We start from the raw sequence: 15,426 nt of genomic DNA, 5'->3' as shown, positions 1-15,426 counted from the left end.
CTCCATGGTCAGCGGCGGACGGCACCACTCTTCTTCGCTCGTGCCAGTTCGAGGAAGCTGGCCCTGATTCTCGCGAACAACCCTGGCGGGATGAATCCGTAGCTGAACTCACCCGGCTTGCCAGGAACCGGCGACAGCCCGCCATTCGGCCATTCGTCGATATTGTGCTCCGATACGATCACCCAACTCGGCTCGCTGTCGAGGCCGATAGCCTCTTTCACCTTCGCCGGAATCTCGATCCCCACCGTATCGCCGGACGGCGGCGTATGGGTGATCGGCAGCAACACTACATAGCGAGGGCGCGCAAGGGAATCGGTAGCGGCGACGAGGCAGGTCGGGCGATCCTTGCCTTGATCGCGGCCGGCAGCTGCCTCGTGGGTCCAGAGGTAGTCATAGCGGAGGATGAGGCCGGGCTTTGGCTCGGGAAACGCCACGGCGAACGCCCTACTTCAACAGGTCGTTCAGGTGCGCGTGCTCGGCGTCCATCTCCGCGCGCTCCACCGCGTTGATCACCACATCGATGGCGTCGGCCGTGCGGTGGGTCCGCTGCGCGGCGGCCCGTAGCCAGTCATAATGGTCAGCCGACATCAGCACGAACTCGCGGCGTCCGTGCCGCGTGATCTCCACGGGCTCACGCTGTGCCTGATGCTGGAACTCGCCGAACTTGCGCTGGAACTCGAGGGAGCCAACTCTCGCCATGGCGGGCATCCTTTCAGATCGAATGCCAGAATTATACGTATAATTTGTCTATGAGCAAAGCTGGAATTACACCTCCTCACCCGTCGAACGTTTCCTCCGCACCCGCCGCTCCAACGCGATGTGGCGATCAAACTGCTCGCGGGCGATCTGGCGACCGATGATCCGGGCGAGAGTCAGAATCGCCTGTTCGGCTCGTTTGGCGCCGGTCAGCGCCGTCTCCGGTCCGGCTGACGGTCCGAGTGCCTTGATGCTGTTCCTGTGCCGCTTGTCCGCCATTGCGTCCGAGAATCCTTGGCCGGAAAGGCCCAGGAACGACCGAAGACCTATCCGAGCGCATGGGAAAGTCCCTGACGACGGTCATACGGCGAATAGGACGTCATCACGTACAAAAAGGATGCCTTGACTGAGAGGTTACATCGCCTCAGCGAAAGCAAGGACGCCGATGCGCCATTCCTATCCCGAATGAGCAGCTTATCATCCTGCCGCTCTGGGCGCTGCCCGCCTCTGCCCTGCTGCGGAAGCGGATGGCCCATGCGGCAGTGCGCCATCGCGCAAAGCGGACCGCGAAGAGGGGCGCACGTGCACCCGCTACCCTCACGCCGCCTCCCACACCTTGTTGAGGATCTGCGCCGCGAGGACGGCCTTGTCCTGCGGTAGAAAGCGCCCGTAGTGCTTGGCGACCATCTCCACGGCGGTCCTAAATTGCGTAGCTCGCCCGACACATGCGCGGCTTCGTGCGAAGCTCGCCAAGCTGGCGGCGGTTGCCGAGGCGGGCGATGTCGAAGGTCTCAAGGCCATCGACATCAATCGAGTTTCAACGAGCCCGAAGGCCATGGCGCGCCATAGCGATCGGGCAATCATGGCCATCGAGGCGCGACGCGCCGGCGCTTGATCAGGGAATTTTGTTCTCGGGAGGCAGACGCTTGCCGCGACCTCCCGAGTTTTCGGCACCCTCTTCGATCTCGTCGAAATCCATGAACTCGAACATTTCAAAGAAGTCAGAGCGGATCATTTTGAGAGCCATCTTATCAAACCCAAGTTCATCAAAGAACGGGCCGCGCTGCAACAATTCTAACGCATCACGAAATCGTCGAAGAGCTTTCTGACCCTCTTGCTTTCGGCCTGCACGTACCGAGCGGTAAGCTTCAAGTGCCAGTTCGTACAGCCAAGGCGCGTCGTCTCGAAGCAGGCCTGCAACAAACAGAATTTGAACGGGATCACGAGGCCCTTCTGCAACGCGGTGCATCATCATTTGCATCATATCAGGATGAAATCGCATCCGTCGCCGCTTCCTGATTAATGGATCATCATCCATCGCATCACGAACGCGCATCTCTACGGTTCGAACACTCGAGACCAGTTCTTCGAGAATCTCACCTTGCGGACGGTTATGCTTTGCTGCTGCCGTCCCCTTCGGAATTGACGAAATATGCTTTTCGAGATCTGTCCAAAGCGCTGAGAAAAGCTTTTCCAGTTGGGCATCAGGCACAGGATTTTGTGCCGCTTTGTTGAGGCTGACAACCAGCTCCTTGACTCCAGCGCTGTCTGATTTCTTTGCTTGAAATTGAGCCAGAGGTCCTGAAACTTCCTTGAAGTCGAGATCAAGTAAAAGAGGAATGACTCTGCCGTCTTGCATCGATTTCGCAAGAGCACCGGCTTCGAACAGAATCCAAGGTGAACTTAAATTCTCTCTTGTTATACAGATCACTCCGAAATTGCAGACTTCGAGTTCTTTCGCAATTTCGACGCTCCAACGCTCTCCCGCCTGAATATCGGACTGCGAAAGCCAAGGCTCTACGAAGTGAAGAACTAGCGGAAACCACTCGCGGAGGGCCTTTGCTAGCGCTTCGCTCCGCTCTCCACTCCAGCTGATAAAAATCTTCATTGTACGGCCCCGACTCACATTGAGCGACCTCAGATTAGAGGTCTTTGTCAATGCTCGTAAGGCTGCATAATCATGGTCGAACAGGCTCAGCGACTTTCCAGAATGCGGCCCGGACGTCTCCGGGCCGTCATCGTCTCCAAAGCCTTCGCGTCATAGTGCGGATCGGACGGAAACGGCGATATCGCTTTCGCGCACCCGAGAACAGGCTCGGATAGATGTGGATCATTGCACCCGCTACGTCCTCGGCTGAATGAGACGCAGTTCTCGAGCCTGGGTCAGGCCCGTGCCGCCATCGCCTCATGGAAGGAGGACTACAACCTGAAGCCATGGACCGCGCCGCCGGGTGAAGCTGCCAACGCACCGAACATCAGACCGAGGTGCTCGACCTTCTGGGATGCCGTCTCCTCGCCCCAGACACCGTTGCGCTGATAGCCGAAGGCCGTCAGCGTCGCCGTCTTGAACCGGACGAGATCGGCCATCTCCTCGGCCAGCCGAGGCGGCGCATCGAGCGCCGCACTCGCCAGGTCCGGATCCGGCAGCGATCCATCCTCTTCCCGGCCAAACCGATAGAGCCCGCGCGGCCGGGAGGACTGATCGAGCAGGCCGGGAAAGCGGATCGAATAGCGCTGCTTCATGGCGGCAGCCCGGAAGCGCCGATAGTCGGTCGTCCCCGAGATCACCACGCGCTGAACCCACTCAAGGATCTCCGCCCGCTCCTTCAACGGGCGGCGATCAAAATCACGTGGCAGATGCCAGGCCAACCGTCGCCGTTCCGCGCGGCTGATGCCGGCAATGGTCCCTGCCGAGGTGCAGCGATCTCCGTTCGGCAGCTTCGAGCGGAAGTAGCCCGGCGGGAGGCGGTAGCGCCGCTCGATGAGCTCCAGCGCCGCGAGACTTCGCGAGGCGCGCGGGACCTTCACGCCGCGGCGCCACAGATTGAGTGCCGTAGCATCGACCTGGGTCGCGCTCGCCTCAAGGACACGGGCCAGATGCTTCGCGGTGTCGCCATGGCGGCGCATGTGAAGATCGAGCGCATCGGCGAATGAGGGCGGGTCCGTCCAGGGACGCCCGTCGCTCTCTGGAAACTCGACGATCCGCTTTGCCCGAGGGCCGCGTCGACGTGGCATAGCTTCCGGCTGGTCCGTGCCACGATGCAACGTACCCCGCTCCGAACTAGGTGGTGTGCGGCGCGCCGTGGCACGCTTCACCGTGACGTGGCCCCGGCGCGCCAATTCACGGCGCAGCGCATCAAGGCCGGGCGCAAGAACGGGCCCGGCACGCTTCAGATCGGCGTGATCCGCATCACAGGCGTGAGCAATCGCGTGCCAGTCATAATCGCGTTCCGTCAGGGGTGGTGGCACGCGCGCAGCGAGGAGATCGAGCAGCCAGTTCTGGAACAGGTCGGCGTCGCGGGGCGACAGAACGGTCGGTGCACGCTGCTGGCAGAACTTCACCAACATGCGCGCGAAGCTCGTACGGGGCATCGGCGGTCAGTGCAGGCACGTGATGGAGAGGCGACTCGCCTCGAACAGGGGAGGCGTTTCTGCCGAGAAGCCCTTCTCTCGGCCACGATCCAGAAGTGGCAGGCCTCGCGATCCAAAACCGAGGGGTGATGGTCCTCAGACCGGCATCAGACGATGACAATGTGCGGCTAATTGTTCAGCCAAAAAGATTCCCGTGAAGACGACACATTGCTGTCCAGAGGCGCAATGTGTCGCGATCAAGAAAACATCCTGCAAAAACAACCATCCGACCGCCGCGCAATGTGCGCGCTTTTATCCTGCCCTCAAGCTTCTACGCCCCGCCGGATCAAAACGAGATCACGTCACATCGCTGAGATACTATGATGAGGCGGCAGAAAACGCTCCGTGGGCGCCTAAAGCTACCGGCTGTACGGCAAGCTCTCCGAAAATGCGACGTGAGAAAAGTGCAGGGGCCGCCACCTGGGGCAGCGACGTCGCGATTCATCGCCATGCCTAACTTGAAACTGCTGTCGGTGATGCGCAGCCGAACCGCTGCAGATCGGCGGGCGCGGCGCAGAGAAGCTGCAAAGGAACTGCGGCCGAACCGCAGTCGGGCTGTGCAAAGGTCACAGTGTCTTGCGCGCCTGCCGCAGCGGATATGGGACTATGGGGACGTTGGTGGCTTCCGAAGGCGCACACCGGCACCGCCACCGTTCTCGGGGGTGAACTCAATGCCGGCTTGCTCAAGCGCTGCGACGATGGAGGCCAGATTACCCGCGTGTGGAACGCGAACGCCGCGCTCAAAGTCCACAATGGTCGGACGAGACACCTGTGCCGCTGCCGCAAGCTCAGCCTGACTCCAACCGAGCATCCCTCGCGCTCCACGGCATTGGGCGGGCGAAATTTCCGTCACGTTCAAGGCACCGTCAAAGTTTGACTTTTTGAAAAACAACTGCATTCTGAGATAGCCGCCAACGGTGGCTAAGCGGTCGGAAAAGGTGTTTGCGCCACCTCTCCCGACCTGACCACAATCAAGCTGCTTGGAGCTCGGATCATGGCTGATTCTGAGATTAGCACGAGTTTGTCCCGGCCATCCCGGAGGGACGTTCTCTCTGCCGCCCTGATGACGATCGGCGGCACTTCCTTCAACAGTTCGGCTGCGGCCGAACCGCAGGATCATGGCGCAACGGACGCGGCTGTCCTTGCATGGAGAGCGTGGCGCGCCGCGCATCGGCGCACGCTCGCTCTGTGCCGGAAACAGCAGCGTCTCGAGTCTGAGTTGGCGCGGACAATCGGCTTTCCGCAGGTGGTTCTTGCTGGAGCCGAGCTGCACTCGCCGGTGCGCATCGGCTCGTTGCGGCAGTTTGACGAGCTTTCGACCGGTGTGCCGTCTCTTTGCTCACGGCGCGCCGAAATCGCCGAGGTGTTGCGCGCACATCAGCAGCGCTGGGACGACGCAGACCGCGCCATCGGCTATTCCGTCACCCGGCAAGAAGAGGCGGCTGCCTCCGCCAATGAAGAGCGGTTGATCGCTAGGCTCTTTGCGGCAGACGCCACGTCTCTGCGCGGCCTCTCCGCGAAGATCGATGTGCTGATCGCCGTTGGGGCAGACGGTGCCGAGGGGCGGCAGTTTCCCTGGCCAGAATTGCGGCGCATCCGCCGGGATGTTGCACACCTGATGCAGAAGCAGCGTCACGATGCAGTCGGCTTCACTGCCTAAAGCAGTCCTCCCGATGCCAGTGCAGAAAGTGCGGATGTGAACGCTCGAATGTCCGTTGCGGATCAATGGCGCGTCCGCTGCGATTGATGATGGCACGCACACCATCGGAATCGTGGCGTGGCGTTGCGGTAGATCAGCACGTCGAGATCATCCGACAGCCTAATCAGCTCGCGGTCAAAAACCGAGCGCACAGCCCGCAAGGTCTACAGGACGAGGGATGACGCGAGGGCGGATGTGTTCGACTACATGGAGCGTTTCGATAATCGCCGACGCAGGCACTCGACATTGGGCCATCTCAGCCCCGTCGAGTTCGAGGAGCGAGCTAAATCAGCTTAACCTCGTGTACACAGAATCGGCAGCAGGCCAATGAAGGCATTGTCGTTGGTTTGCCGGTGCGCGAGAAGTCGAGAGCACCGCTGCGTTGATGGGCAAATAGGTCGAGGTTGCGGCTGACGAATTCGGTGCCTTGATCGACTATGTCTGCAGGGCTCAATTCTGCCAACGCGCTCCATGTACCCCGCGGTGGGATCGTTGGGCGCGTCGCCCTGATGTTGAGTTTCCTTATTGCCGTGCTACATGCGTCGGCTACCGCAGCCGATCTCACACATCGTCGACGTCAATTCTCTTGCGCAGCACCATGGATGTCATGGCTGCCGCGAAATCCCTCACCATTTTCTCCAGTTGCTCTGAGGAAACAGGACCATTCTCTTCCCCCAGGCGCTGCGTGACGAAATCGTGAATCCAATGCTCCCGAGACTGCCCCTGGGCTGCGTGTATCATCTCCCCGATACGGGATTTCACATGCGCCAGGTCCGCATCATCCGGGGGGCATGCCCTCCAGATCCACGCCTGATCGATGAAGTTGTCCTCACCTGCCAACAGATCCCAGATGCGGTTCTCATAAGGGTTTGAGATCAGGCAGAATCTGCGATCGGGCATGGAACCGCCCGTCGTCAGCCGAAAACGCCAGCCGATGGCGCCGTAGAGACGAAAGTATCCATAGACGGCCCCATTCGCATCACTGCCGACCCAGATGAATACGGGATGACATGAAAATTGGTCCGGGCAGCTTGGGAGAGGACGTGCATCAAGGGTTAGCAAGTCCGTTTCGTGATCCGGGCGTTTCCCGAACCGGATGAACGAACGAACCTCGTCAAACTTGGCGGTGGTGACCTCGGCGTTGCCACACTGCCGGGCCCACAGGACAAGACAGGCTTTGGCCATTGACTGCAGGGAGGCACCCGCACCAAAAGGCAGGTGCCCTACCACTGACGGCGCCGGCCTATAGCCTCTGCGCAGATCTTTCCGCAGATCCTGTTCAATCGCGTCGATCACCGCCGGGTGAGTATGGCCCAGTTGCTTGGCAATCTTGGTCGCCGCACCCTTAAGAAGCCCGTCAGCGGATTTCTCTGAGAATGCTTCGATGGCAACTCGAATTTCGTCACCGTCGAACTGAACATCGAGCGGCTTCTTTGCCTTGACCCGGGTTCGCATTCCGGGTTCGAGGTCGAACCTTTCACCCTGATGCTCGAGGCCGTGAATGAGCGGCGCGCTGCCGCCGTCTCCGGCTTTCAAATCGGCGAGATTCCTGATGTTTTCCGTTGACCGGGCCAAGTCATGGTCCGGCCCAATGCCCATCTGGTGATTGCAATCCGGGCAAACAATATCGTGCACCGTCATGCGCCCCCCCAACGCTTTGAGCAGCACATGCTCGGGTTTGGTCTTCTCCGGGATAGGCAGTTGGCAAAGAATGCAGTCCTTGAGCATCCGCGTGTCTCCGCCCGGCAATTCCACTAGGGGCCTTCGCCCGAGATGGGCAGCGCGAGCTCATGCGGGCCCGGGTGACGTTGTGACGAGGTGCGTGATCAGCTGCCGGGTCCCAGTCCCCAGAATGCCCTCCAGCCGCGCCGTTGACGCCCCGCTAATCTGCTTGGAGGTGCACAGCCCGGCCCTCCACAGGGCCAGAATCTGGCCGCGCGCCAGGGCAACCGGCAAGAGCGTCAGCGGCAGTGCGTCCACGGGAATGCCGAAATCCAGGCGGCGAAGCAGGGCCGAGACCGCTTCCGGGTCATCAGCACGTCCCAAGACAATTGCAGCGATCCGGAGCACGGAGTCGAAGAGAAAGCGGCTCCCATCGGCAAAGCCACGAATGTCGCCGTGCCCCACCCGCGAAAAGGTATTGGCCGAATAACGGTCTTCAATCTCGCCAGTGGGCACTCCGTCCAACCAATCGGCAATGACGAGGGCCCTTTTGCAGCGTGCGTAAAAGGCGCGGTCGCTCGGGGCACGATACCGCATCAAGCGCGTGATCTCGGGATTGTACCGCCGGTTGAGTGCCTGCTGCCAACCGGCCTCGCCCTGGCGGCTCTGCGGGGTGTAGGCCTCGTCGCGTTCCGGGATCGCCTCAACCAAGACAAGGAGGGTTTCCAGCGCAATAGGCTGAGGTCCCAGCATGCGCAGCAGTTCTACAGCCTGCAGGGCCGATTCAAGGCGCAGCGGAGATTCTCCGCAAGCGCGGCCGAGCATCGTCAAACTCAGCAGGCCCTCATGTTCTTCGATCAGACCGTCAGAGGTCATGCGGTCCAGCAGCAACGCCAACCGCTGCGTCATGCTCTCCCGCCAATGCGGGTTTTGAAGAATGGCCAGGTATCCGCCATAGGTGTTGGCGACGAGATCAATCACGGCATCACGCGGCACGTCGCGAACTTGTGCCAGCAGGCGCACCACCCATGTGCCCGGATCGTTGGAGTTGAATGACGAAGTGACCGGCTCGGGGCGCCCTTGGACATACTGGCGCAACAGGTTGTTGCGTTCTAATCCGTTGTCGGCGAGGAGCATAGCCTTGCCATGGCTCTCGTACCCTAATCTTCCCGCGCGGCCGGCCATGTTCTTGTACTGTGCAACCGTGTAAGGCTGCTGATGGTCACGGGCGCCGGGAAAGGCCGTCTCGACAATAATTACCGTCGAGGCCGGCGTGTTGACACCCGCAGCAACCGTGCTGGTCGCCACCAGCACGTGGATGCCTCCGGCAGGATCTCGGAACCCGCGTTCGACCGCCACGCGTTCTTCGCGGTTCAGGTCGCTGTTATGAAACGCCACGCCCCCTTCAAGCGCCGCTCGCAAGCGTCGTGACATCGTCGACAGGTCACCGACCGGCAAAGCCTCAATAACCGATTGCGCGGGCGGTAGGCGCAGTTCCTGCGCAAGATACTCTGCGCACCCCGCCGACGGCCCGCGCGCATTGCGGAACACAATGATCTTTTCGCCCTGGCTCACCAGATGGCGCACGAACGGGACGAGTAGGTCCTGCGATGAGGCCTGGACGCGGCGCTGCTGGACAGCATGGTTCAGGAGCTGTTCCGAGCGAACATCGCCTTCGGCCGCAACGAATGACCATCTGCCGCTCCGCTCAAACACCCCTTCAGTGAGCGGGACAGGGCGCTCGACTGTCTGGAGTAGACCGCAGTCCAACCAGCGATCAAAACGATTCACATCGCCGATGACGGCGCTCAGTGCCACCAACTGTGGGGACACACCGCGAGTGCGGGCACTCACGAGATGGGTGAGCAGCAACTCCACCACCATTCCCCGGCCAGGCTCGGTGATGAACTGGGTCTCGTCGACCACAACCAGGCCGATCTGGTGCAGCATATGAGGCGCCGCAACCGCCATTCCAAGAAACTTCTCGTAGGTGAAGAAGGCGAGGTCGTATTTGCCTCGCAACACATCGCCCACCTGGTCCTGCCAGTCGCCGCTGCACCTTGCGACGCGCAAGTCTAGCTGATCCCCGTAGATCGCGGAAAAATCCTCGAATTTCTCGTTCACAAGGGCCCTGTAGGGCAAGAGAAAAACAGCCTTGCGTCCCTCCGAGATGGCCTTCATCGCGGCCATCTCCCCGATAAAAGTCTTACCGGCACTGGTCGGCGCAACGACCAGCAGGGAATTATGGTCCAGCACGCCATGCTCGTTGACGGCTGCGACCTGCAAGGCATTCAGGCCTTGTGGAAAGCGCTCCTGCCAGGCCCCCAGAACTTCCTCAGGCAGACCGAACGCAGCCAGATCCTCAAAAGCCCCGGTCGTCCGCGCGGAGCCGCGCTCCGGAAACAGCGCAAAATATCGCTGCCCCCGCCGACCTGCCGGCAGTAGTAGCTCTCCCTCGACGTGACCGAACACGACCGGTGTCTGGTCATAGCCAAGGCGGTTGGCGTCCGCCCTGACAAGCTGAACAACGCGGTCCGCCATGCCAATGACACTGACCGGCTCCGACGCAGAAAGAAGGCACTCCAGGATGGCCTTCGTGAATAGTCCGTGCCGGGTGCCCGGATCTTCGAGAGCAGCCTGGTCGACAGCTGAGGCAGCGAACAGAACGCGCCCCTGACCTGTGATTTCAACAAGCGGCTGGATGATGTCACGCGGCACCAGCCCAATGTCGAGCACACGTGCCGGCGCTCCTCCGCTGAAACAGCAATCCAACAGCAAGACGACGGCCCTGGCACGGCTCTCCCTGAATCGCGTCGCGAGCTGTGCCATCGCGAGCGTCGTGCCTAGCACATCCCCAGCACGGGTATCTGCCAGAACAAGCCGGTGGTCGGCGGTCCCGTGCCCTGCAAAGCTCAGAAGTACCACATCATCTTCGGTAGCAACGCCGAGCGTGGCATCCAGAACGGCCTCAACCGCCTCCAGCGTGGCCTGCTCATCGGTGAGAAGGGCTGCCTCCATCCCTTCCATCGCGTCCGAAAATACAGCCCACAGAGCGGAGGCATCACGGACTGCCCCATTCAGATCCCGGATCAGAGGATCGTGGTAGCGGTCGATACCAATGAATGCCGCGCGGATCATCGTTTCGGCCTAATTGCCGTCAGACCACAAGAATGCCGATGCCGGGCTCAGAGGACTTAATCAGCATCGCCGGTGCAAACGTGTCACGCTGCACCATCTGCCGATTCCCAACCTTTTCGAACCACGTGCACCAGACCGCCTCTTTGCCGGTCGCCGCGAGAATATCTACCTGTTCTACGGTCATCGCCGGACCGCCGGATTTTAGTCGGACAACGTCACCAGGCTCAAAGCTCATCTGCACCACTCCTGAGAGTCTGTTCGCCTTTCGTTCGAAACGTATCACTGACATGACGGAGAGCAAGATGCGGAACCCGCTATCCACAACCGCGAGTCGTGCAGAGGAGATGCTATAGCCCACAGCGCAACCGGAGGGGCTCACTCATCGACATCGTCTTCATCGACCATGAGCGTCGTTCCATCACAGTAGCGGTGATAGATGCAGGTCGTCATCAAGCCGGCGAGCATAGCCATATGCCCATCATCCATATCGTCGAAATGGGTTTGGCCGAAATCGAGCGCGCGATGCACCCTACCGGCCGCCGCAGCAATGAGCTCCCGCTGTCCGACATCGCGGAACGCGCCTTGCTCAAGGATGCATTGGTAGTCTTCGCCGATCCATCGCCCGGCCTTTTTCTGGATGGGCCACTTCAGGTCAGTCACGACTCTTTCCGCCAACCGATCTTCATGGTCATGATAACGCGCAGGCCGTGCTGCATCCGCGATAAGTTCAATGATTGCGCTTAAATCAGCTGCGAAGCTACCAACCTCGGCTTCATAGCAATCTCCGTCCCAATGCGCCTCCCAGCTCATAGTGATATGACTTAAGGGACGCAGCACCATGCGGTCGAGATAATCACTTCCCGCAAAGAAACTGCGAACATCTTCACGCGCGTGGCTCCTCCGAGGTCTCCTGACGATCACGGTCCGCTCTCATCTTCCAGCTGCATCGAAAAGGATCAAGAGATGCTGAGCGCATCAGTTCATGACGAGGAGGAGTGCGGTTCTTGACCCGAAAAATTAGGCAGCGAGCGTCGACGGAGTACCGTAACTCTCGATGCGGCTCTGGGAATTCTCCATGACAGCATCAGACGAAAGCCGCCCAGAGATTTAGAAGTCCGCTCAATATAAGGAATACAAATCCCGTCATCAGGAGACCGGCGCGACGGGCATTTTCAATATGCTGCGTGGACCCTCTAGCTATAACGATAGTAAAATTTCCACTGGATAATTCATGTATATTGCTTTCGTGCATTTTGGCGACGAATGTTAATGCCTCTAGGAGACCTTTTACACGAATAGCCAATAAGATTGAACCGATAACACTACAAATCGCGGCAAGGGCTTTGATTACATTCGGGTCTATCATCGCACCTCTCCCGTCGCAGGTTCGGATTTTGGTTATAGGTGCGATGATATTGGTTCGAGATGCCAGAACTTGCCAAGCCCTTAGGGCAACTTACCCAGCGCGAAAAGTGAGCCTCGATTGAATTGCCTGCACGGCAGACACTGTAACCCCCGGGGAGAGCGCCCTCAGCACTTCGCTGGGCCTGCTTCCAGACGTGATGAGCCTCCATACCAACCGTCCAGACAGACTGAAACGCGGGCGCCCATGTCTCGGTCGGCGCCAATCTCGTGAAAAAGCTTTGCCGCATATTCAAAGCTAAGGTACGCGCAGAAGCCTAGCTATGCATATATGGCCGGTGATCTGTCATACCCTTGGCACAAGCGGTGCCGCCTCCAACCGAGGAAAGGTAACCGATGCAAACATCCGACGCGTTCGTCATCTCCTTGCATTGTGATCCCTCGGAACTTGCCGATCCCGAGGTTCGGGCGGCGATCGCGGACGTAGGTCGTCAACTCAGCACGGCCGGCGTGTCGCCGCGGCATCAGGTCCATGCCCGGACAGGGGCGATCATGGCATCCATGACCTCGCTGGGCCCCTACTTGGTACCAATTGCCGTTGTTGCGATCCCGGCGATTGCCAAAGTCCTGATCGCCTGGATCAATGCCGCATCCGGTCGGAAAATACGGGTGAGGATAGGAGACAACACCATCGAAGCCAACTCGATTGAGCAGACGGAACGCCTCATCGCCAGGCTTGAGGAACTTCAGTCAAAAGGGCGCAAAACAGGACCAAAATCCTGAAGCCATCTCCCGCGTCATTTCCAAAAGCCTCCGGTGCGGAGGCAGCGCTTTTGCCGCCTTCACCGCGGCTGACAGGCACGCCGCGCGCGGCTGCAAGGTGCACGGGGGCGTTCTTCGCTGGACCAGGGCCAGCGGTCCCAAGACAGCTCCGCTCCCGCAGCGGAAGGCCTTTTCGTAATCATCCGCAGGGATGATCCGCGGCGACTGACTTAGCATCCCCCGCGGGCGGCGCCTCGCCGCCAAGTCGCCGCTGCATCTCCCGATAGCTGGCGGCGCCGAGTCGCCCCAATCCATGAATAGCTGAGGTGCTGGGGGCGGGACAATGGTATCACATGGCCGGTTTCGATGACTCTATACGGCCACTTCCAGGGAGTGTCGGCATCGGTGGCTGCGCACCCGTGCCTTGGCGGCATAGAGCGCCTCGTCGGCACGCTTTATGAGATCCTCAACGTCGCGATCACTACTCCGCGCCACCGCGAATCCGATACTGACGGTCAGGTCGATGGCGCGCCCCTCCGTCACAACGGGCGTGGAGGCAATATGCTCGCGCGCCTCTTCGGCAAGCCGGCGCCCGATATCCGCGCCCACCGCCTTCAGGAGCACCACGAATTCCTCGCCGCCGAAACGGGCAACGAGATCGGAGCCGCGAAAGCAGCCATGAATGACGCGGCTCACGGCCTGTATGACGTGATCGCCGGCGGCGTGGCCGTACGTGTCATTGATCAGCTTGAAATGATCGATATCGATCATCAGCATGGCGGCGGACATTTCCGAGGCTGGTGAGCTGATGGCCTGGGCGGCACGCGGAAGGAAGGCACGGCGGTTAAGCAGGCCGGTCAGTGGGTCCGTGTCGGCGAGTTGCTGCAGGTGATCGACCTCGAGGCTCGCCAGTCGCCGAAGATCGGCCGTCTTCCTGGCCTCCTCCAGCATGCGCGTGGAGAGCCGCGCCGCCGCCTCCCGCGCCTCAAGTTCGGCGTGTTCGGCAACGCCGATGCGGCGGAGCATCGACCGGATCGCCGCCGAAAGCGCGAGAACATCCCGGGAGCCACGATGCCGCTCGCCGGTCGTCGCATCGGCATCGCGACCGATCCGGTCGATGTCATGGCTGAGCGCTTCCAAGGGCTGCAGCACCTGCCGGAACACCGACCAGGCGAGGAACCCGCCGATGATCGCCGCCACCGCACCAACGGCGAGAATCGTCACGAACAGCGTATTGGCTGCCGCAAGGGCCGAGGCGATGGGGCGTCGCGCAAGGACGATCCATCCCAGCCCCGGATACTCACCCTCGCCCATCGTGCTGGCCAACCCGCCGACAAACGGCGTCTCCTCCGCGTGCCCGCCGAATGAAGACTGGCCAGACGCGGCCCGAAGGGCTTCCAGACGATCCGGCGCCAGCGCGGCCGAGGCCGGCCCGATCAGCACGTGGCCATCGCGATCGAAGACCAGGAGTTCGAGGTCCTTCGCCCCGCGCGGGTCGGCGAGAACCTCGCGACGGACCTCGTCGGCCCAACGCCAGCTGAGATGGGCCCCCAGCACCCCGGCCAGTTCCCCGCCCGGCCCATGAACGGGCACAGCGACATCGACAAAGCGAAACGGCGCGTCGTCCGGTGACCTTCTCAGCAGTCCGTCCAGAAGCTTGGCGTCATGCACATCCTCAACCGCCGGCCCCTTGAGGCCGTTGATGAACCACGGCCGCTGGGCAACGGAAACGCCTTCCAGCATGCCCCCCGTTGCCGCCATGACCTTGCCGTCAGGCGTGGCGAAACCAATCCAGGCGTAGTTGGGCAGCGTCGCCTGCAGCTGCGCCAGGACACCACGGACATCGTGGCGATCCCCCTCCCAGATCGAACGAAGCGGCTTGAAATTCGCCATATTGCGAATCTCGCGGAACCGCTCGAACATGTGCTGATCGAGCCGGTTCGCCATATTGCGCGCGATCGAGGCCATCGCATCTTCGGTTTCGATCACCGCCTGCTGCCGCGCCAGCCAGGCGGCGGTCGCAGCGGTCGCGGCGACGGTAACGATGCAGAGCAAACCGGCCAGAATGGCGAGTTGGGCTCGCAGGGAGGTGCGATCCAGGTAATGCCGCAGTCGAGCCACTTCCGCTCCACTTCGTGTAATAATCGGCCACACCACGCGTTCGTGGCTCGGCGAGTGGGACATAAGGCGATGGCCGCGCGAAGGAATGGCCATCAAAGCAGAAAGCGGGATCATTGCCATCCCGGTTGACACAGCCGGGGCCGCTTAGCGCGACTCCAGGCGGCGATGAAGGGGAGTGTCCGATCCCAATCCATCTCCGCCTTGTCGGACGGCGCCCCCCCAAAAAAACTCGCCCGCCCGCGTCCAGCGCCGCGACCACCGGCTCGCGCGTTTCGGCCTTCCCTTGCAGCGGTGCGCGGTCGGGCGGCGGCTCGAAAATGCCTCTGCCCCCGTCTGGCCGACAGCCGGACAGGGCCGAATTGGCACACCGTGCGGATTAGCCCGGTACCGCCAGGCCGCCGGCACACCCCAGCGGACCTGCTGAACAGAAAAGATGAATGAAATCAAATACTCCGCGCGTCGCAGTTAAAACCGCCCTCATGCTTCAGGAACTGCTTGCGGTGGCGCCGCTGAAGGCGACAGGAACAGCTTCTATACGTAACTCTCCCATGTATGCCCCAGCTTTCAAAATGTTA

General features: G+C 60.9%; 15 protein-coding genes and 1 pseudogene. 4 read left to right on the top strand and 12 right to left on the bottom strand.

All coding sequences use genetic code 11. The annotated features are described in order from the left end of the window. Positions 1-8: 8 nt before the first annotated feature. From G3A50_RS13495 to G3A50_RS13485, 3 genes are all read right to left on the bottom strand, one after another. Positions 9-434: a hypothetical protein gene (locus tag G3A50_RS13495; RefSeq protein ID WP_163075757.1), complete on the bottom strand. Its 426-nt coding sequence runs from the start codon at positions 432-434 to the stop codon at positions 9-11. Between the two features lie 10 nt (positions 435-444). Continuing rightward, positions 445-699 (bottom strand): type II toxin-antitoxin system prevent-host-death family antitoxin, encoded by a 255-nt coding sequence (locus tag G3A50_RS13490; RefSeq protein ID WP_163075756.1) that lies wholly within the window; start codon positions 697-699, stop codon positions 445-447. A 66-nt stretch (positions 700-765) separates the two neighbouring features. After that, positions 766-975: a hypothetical protein gene (locus G3A50_RS13485; RefSeq protein WP_163073204.1), complete on the bottom strand. Its 210-nt coding sequence runs from the start codon at positions 973-975 to the stop codon at positions 766-768. A gap of 397 nt (positions 976-1,372) precedes the next feature. On the opposite strand from G3A50_RS13485, the gene G3A50_RS13480 reads away from it, so the two are divergent. Further along, a complete protein-coding gene (locus tag G3A50_RS13480) occupies positions 1,373-1,591 on the top strand; it encodes a hypothetical protein (protein ID WP_163073203.1) in 219 nt (72 codons plus the stop codon). Here G3A50_RS13480 and G3A50_RS13475 read toward each other — a convergent pair whose 3' ends face one another. The 3 genes from G3A50_RS13475 to G3A50_RS13465 form a co-directional block, all read right to left on the bottom strand. Continuing rightward, complete coding sequence (locus G3A50_RS13475; protein ID WP_163075755.1) at positions 1,592-2,584, bottom strand: toll/interleukin-1 receptor domain-containing protein; 993 nt, start codon at positions 2,582-2,584, stop codon at positions 1,592-1,594. It lies immediately after the preceding gene. A 311-nt stretch (positions 2,585-2,895) separates the two neighbouring features. Next, positions 2,896-4,068: a hypothetical protein gene (locus G3A50_RS13470; protein WP_246251675.1), complete on the bottom strand. Its 1,173-nt coding sequence runs from the start codon at positions 4,066-4,068 to the stop codon at positions 2,896-2,898. A gap of 643 nt (positions 4,069-4,711) precedes the next feature. Then, on the bottom strand, positions 4,712-5,005 hold the full coding sequence (locus G3A50_RS13465) for a helix-turn-helix domain-containing protein (RefSeq protein WP_281355811.1): 294 nt from the start codon (positions 5,003-5,005) through the stop codon (positions 4,712-4,714). Positions 5,006-5,101: 96 nt separating this feature from the next. Between G3A50_RS13465 and G3A50_RS13460 the strand changes: the two genes are divergently transcribed. Together G3A50_RS13460 and G3A50_RS13455 are read left to right on the top strand one after the other, a co-directional pair. Beyond that, a complete protein-coding gene (locus tag G3A50_RS13460; protein WP_163075754.1) occupies positions 5,102-5,767 on the top strand; it encodes a hypothetical protein in 666 nt (221 codons plus the stop codon). A gap of 168 nt (positions 5,768-5,935) precedes the next feature. Further along, positions 5,936-6,103 (top strand): annotated as a pseudogene (locus G3A50_RS13455) (IS3 family transposase); the annotation flags it as partial. 264 nt (positions 6,104-6,367) lie between these two features. Here the strand turns inward: G3A50_RS13455 and G3A50_RS13450 are convergent. The 5 genes from G3A50_RS13450 to G3A50_RS13430 all read right to left on the bottom strand — a co-directional run bounded on the left by G3A50_RS13450 (position 6,368) and on the right by G3A50_RS13430 (position 11,972). Then, the gene (locus G3A50_RS13450; protein WP_163075753.1) at positions 6,368-7,534 is read right to left on the bottom strand and encodes an HNH endonuclease; all 1,167 of its coding nucleotides are present in this window, start codon (positions 7,532-7,534) and stop codon (positions 6,368-6,370) included. A 60-nt stretch (positions 7,535-7,594) separates the two neighbouring features. Next, complete coding sequence (locus G3A50_RS13445) at positions 7,595-10,606, bottom strand: DEAD/DEAH box helicase (protein ID WP_163075752.1); 3,012 nt, start codon at positions 10,604-10,606, stop codon at positions 7,595-7,597. A 19-nt stretch (positions 10,607-10,625) separates the two neighbouring features. Next, complete coding sequence (locus tag G3A50_RS13440) at positions 10,626-10,841, bottom strand: YodC family protein (protein WP_163075751.1); 216 nt, start codon at positions 10,839-10,841, stop codon at positions 10,626-10,628. 140 nt (positions 10,842-10,981) lie between these two features. Beyond that, positions 10,982-11,527 (bottom strand): hypothetical protein, encoded by a 546-nt coding sequence (locus G3A50_RS13435; protein ID WP_163075750.1) that lies wholly within the window; start codon positions 11,525-11,527, stop codon positions 10,982-10,984. Positions 11,528-11,690: 163 nt separating this feature from the next. Further along, positions 11,691-11,972 (bottom strand): hypothetical protein, encoded by a 282-nt coding sequence (locus tag G3A50_RS13430; RefSeq protein ID WP_163075749.1) that lies wholly within the window; start codon positions 11,970-11,972, stop codon positions 11,691-11,693. Positions 11,973-12,364: 392 nt separating this feature from the next. On the opposite strand from G3A50_RS13430, the gene G3A50_RS13425 reads away from it, so the two are divergent. Further along, positions 12,365-12,751 (top strand): hypothetical protein, encoded by a 387-nt coding sequence (locus tag G3A50_RS13425; RefSeq protein ID WP_163075748.1) that lies wholly within the window; start codon positions 12,365-12,367, stop codon positions 12,749-12,751. A 351-nt stretch (positions 12,752-13,102) separates the two neighbouring features. On the opposite strand, the gene G3A50_RS13420 is transcribed toward G3A50_RS13425, so the two are convergent. Further along, entirely contained in the window at positions 13,103-14,851 is a 1,749-nt protein-coding gene (locus tag G3A50_RS13420; protein WP_163075747.1) for a sensor domain-containing diguanylate cyclase, read from the bottom strand. Positions 14,852-15,426: the final 575 nt, after the last annotated feature.

Origin of the sequence: Ancylobacter pratisalsi, from assembly GCF_010669125.1 — a bacterium.
Lineage (GTDB): Bacteria > Pseudomonadota > Alphaproteobacteria > Rhizobiales > Xanthobacteraceae > Ancylobacter > Ancylobacter pratisalsi.
Note: the sequence above shows the minus strand (reverse complement) of the source record. Positions and strands in the feature narration are given on the sequence as shown.

What these genes read in the sequence shown, in the direction of transcription:
- G3A50_RS13490 (WP_163075756.1), bottom strand. Translation starts at nt 699, where the DNA reads ATGGCGAGAGTTGGCTCCCTCGAGTTCCAGCGCAAGTTCGGCGAGTTC.
- G3A50_RS13485 (WP_163073204.1), bottom strand. Translation starts at nt 975, where the DNA reads ATGGCGGACAAGCGGCACAGGAACAGCATCAAGGCACTCGGACCGTCA.
- G3A50_RS13475 (WP_163075755.1), bottom strand. Translation starts at nt 2,584, where the DNA reads ATGAAGATTTTTATCAGCTGGAGTGGAGAGCGGAGCGAAGCGCTAGCA.
- G3A50_RS13470 (WP_246251675.1), bottom strand. Translation starts at nt 4,068, where the DNA reads ATGCCCCGTACGAGCTTCGCGCGCATGTTGGTGAAGTTCTGCCAGCAG.
- G3A50_RS13465 (WP_281355811.1), bottom strand. Translation starts at nt 5,005, where the DNA reads ATGCAGTTGTTTTTCAAAAAGTCAAACTTTGACGGTGCCTTGAACGTG.
- G3A50_RS13460 (WP_163075754.1), top strand. Translation starts at nt 5,102, where the DNA reads ATGGCTGATTCTGAGATTAGCACGAGTTTGTCCCGGCCATCCCGGAGG.
- G3A50_RS13450 (WP_163075753.1), bottom strand. Translation starts at nt 7,534, where the DNA reads ATGCTCAAGGACTGCATTCTTTGCCAACTGCCTATCCCGGAGAAGACC.
- G3A50_RS13445 (WP_163075752.1), bottom strand. Translation starts at nt 10,606, where the DNA reads ATGATCCGCGCGGCATTCATTGGTATCGACCGCTACCACGATCCTCTG.
- G3A50_RS13440 (WP_163075751.1), bottom strand. Translation starts at nt 10,841, where the DNA reads ATGAGCTTTGAGCCTGGTGACGTTGTCCGACTAAAATCCGGCGGTCCG.
- G3A50_RS13430 (WP_163075749.1), bottom strand. Translation starts at nt 11,972, where the DNA reads ATGATAGACCCGAATGTAATCAAAGCCCTTGCCGCGATTTGTAGTGTT.
- G3A50_RS13425 (WP_163075748.1), top strand. Translation starts at nt 12,365, where the DNA reads ATGCAAACATCCGACGCGTTCGTCATCTCCTTGCATTGTGATCCCTCG.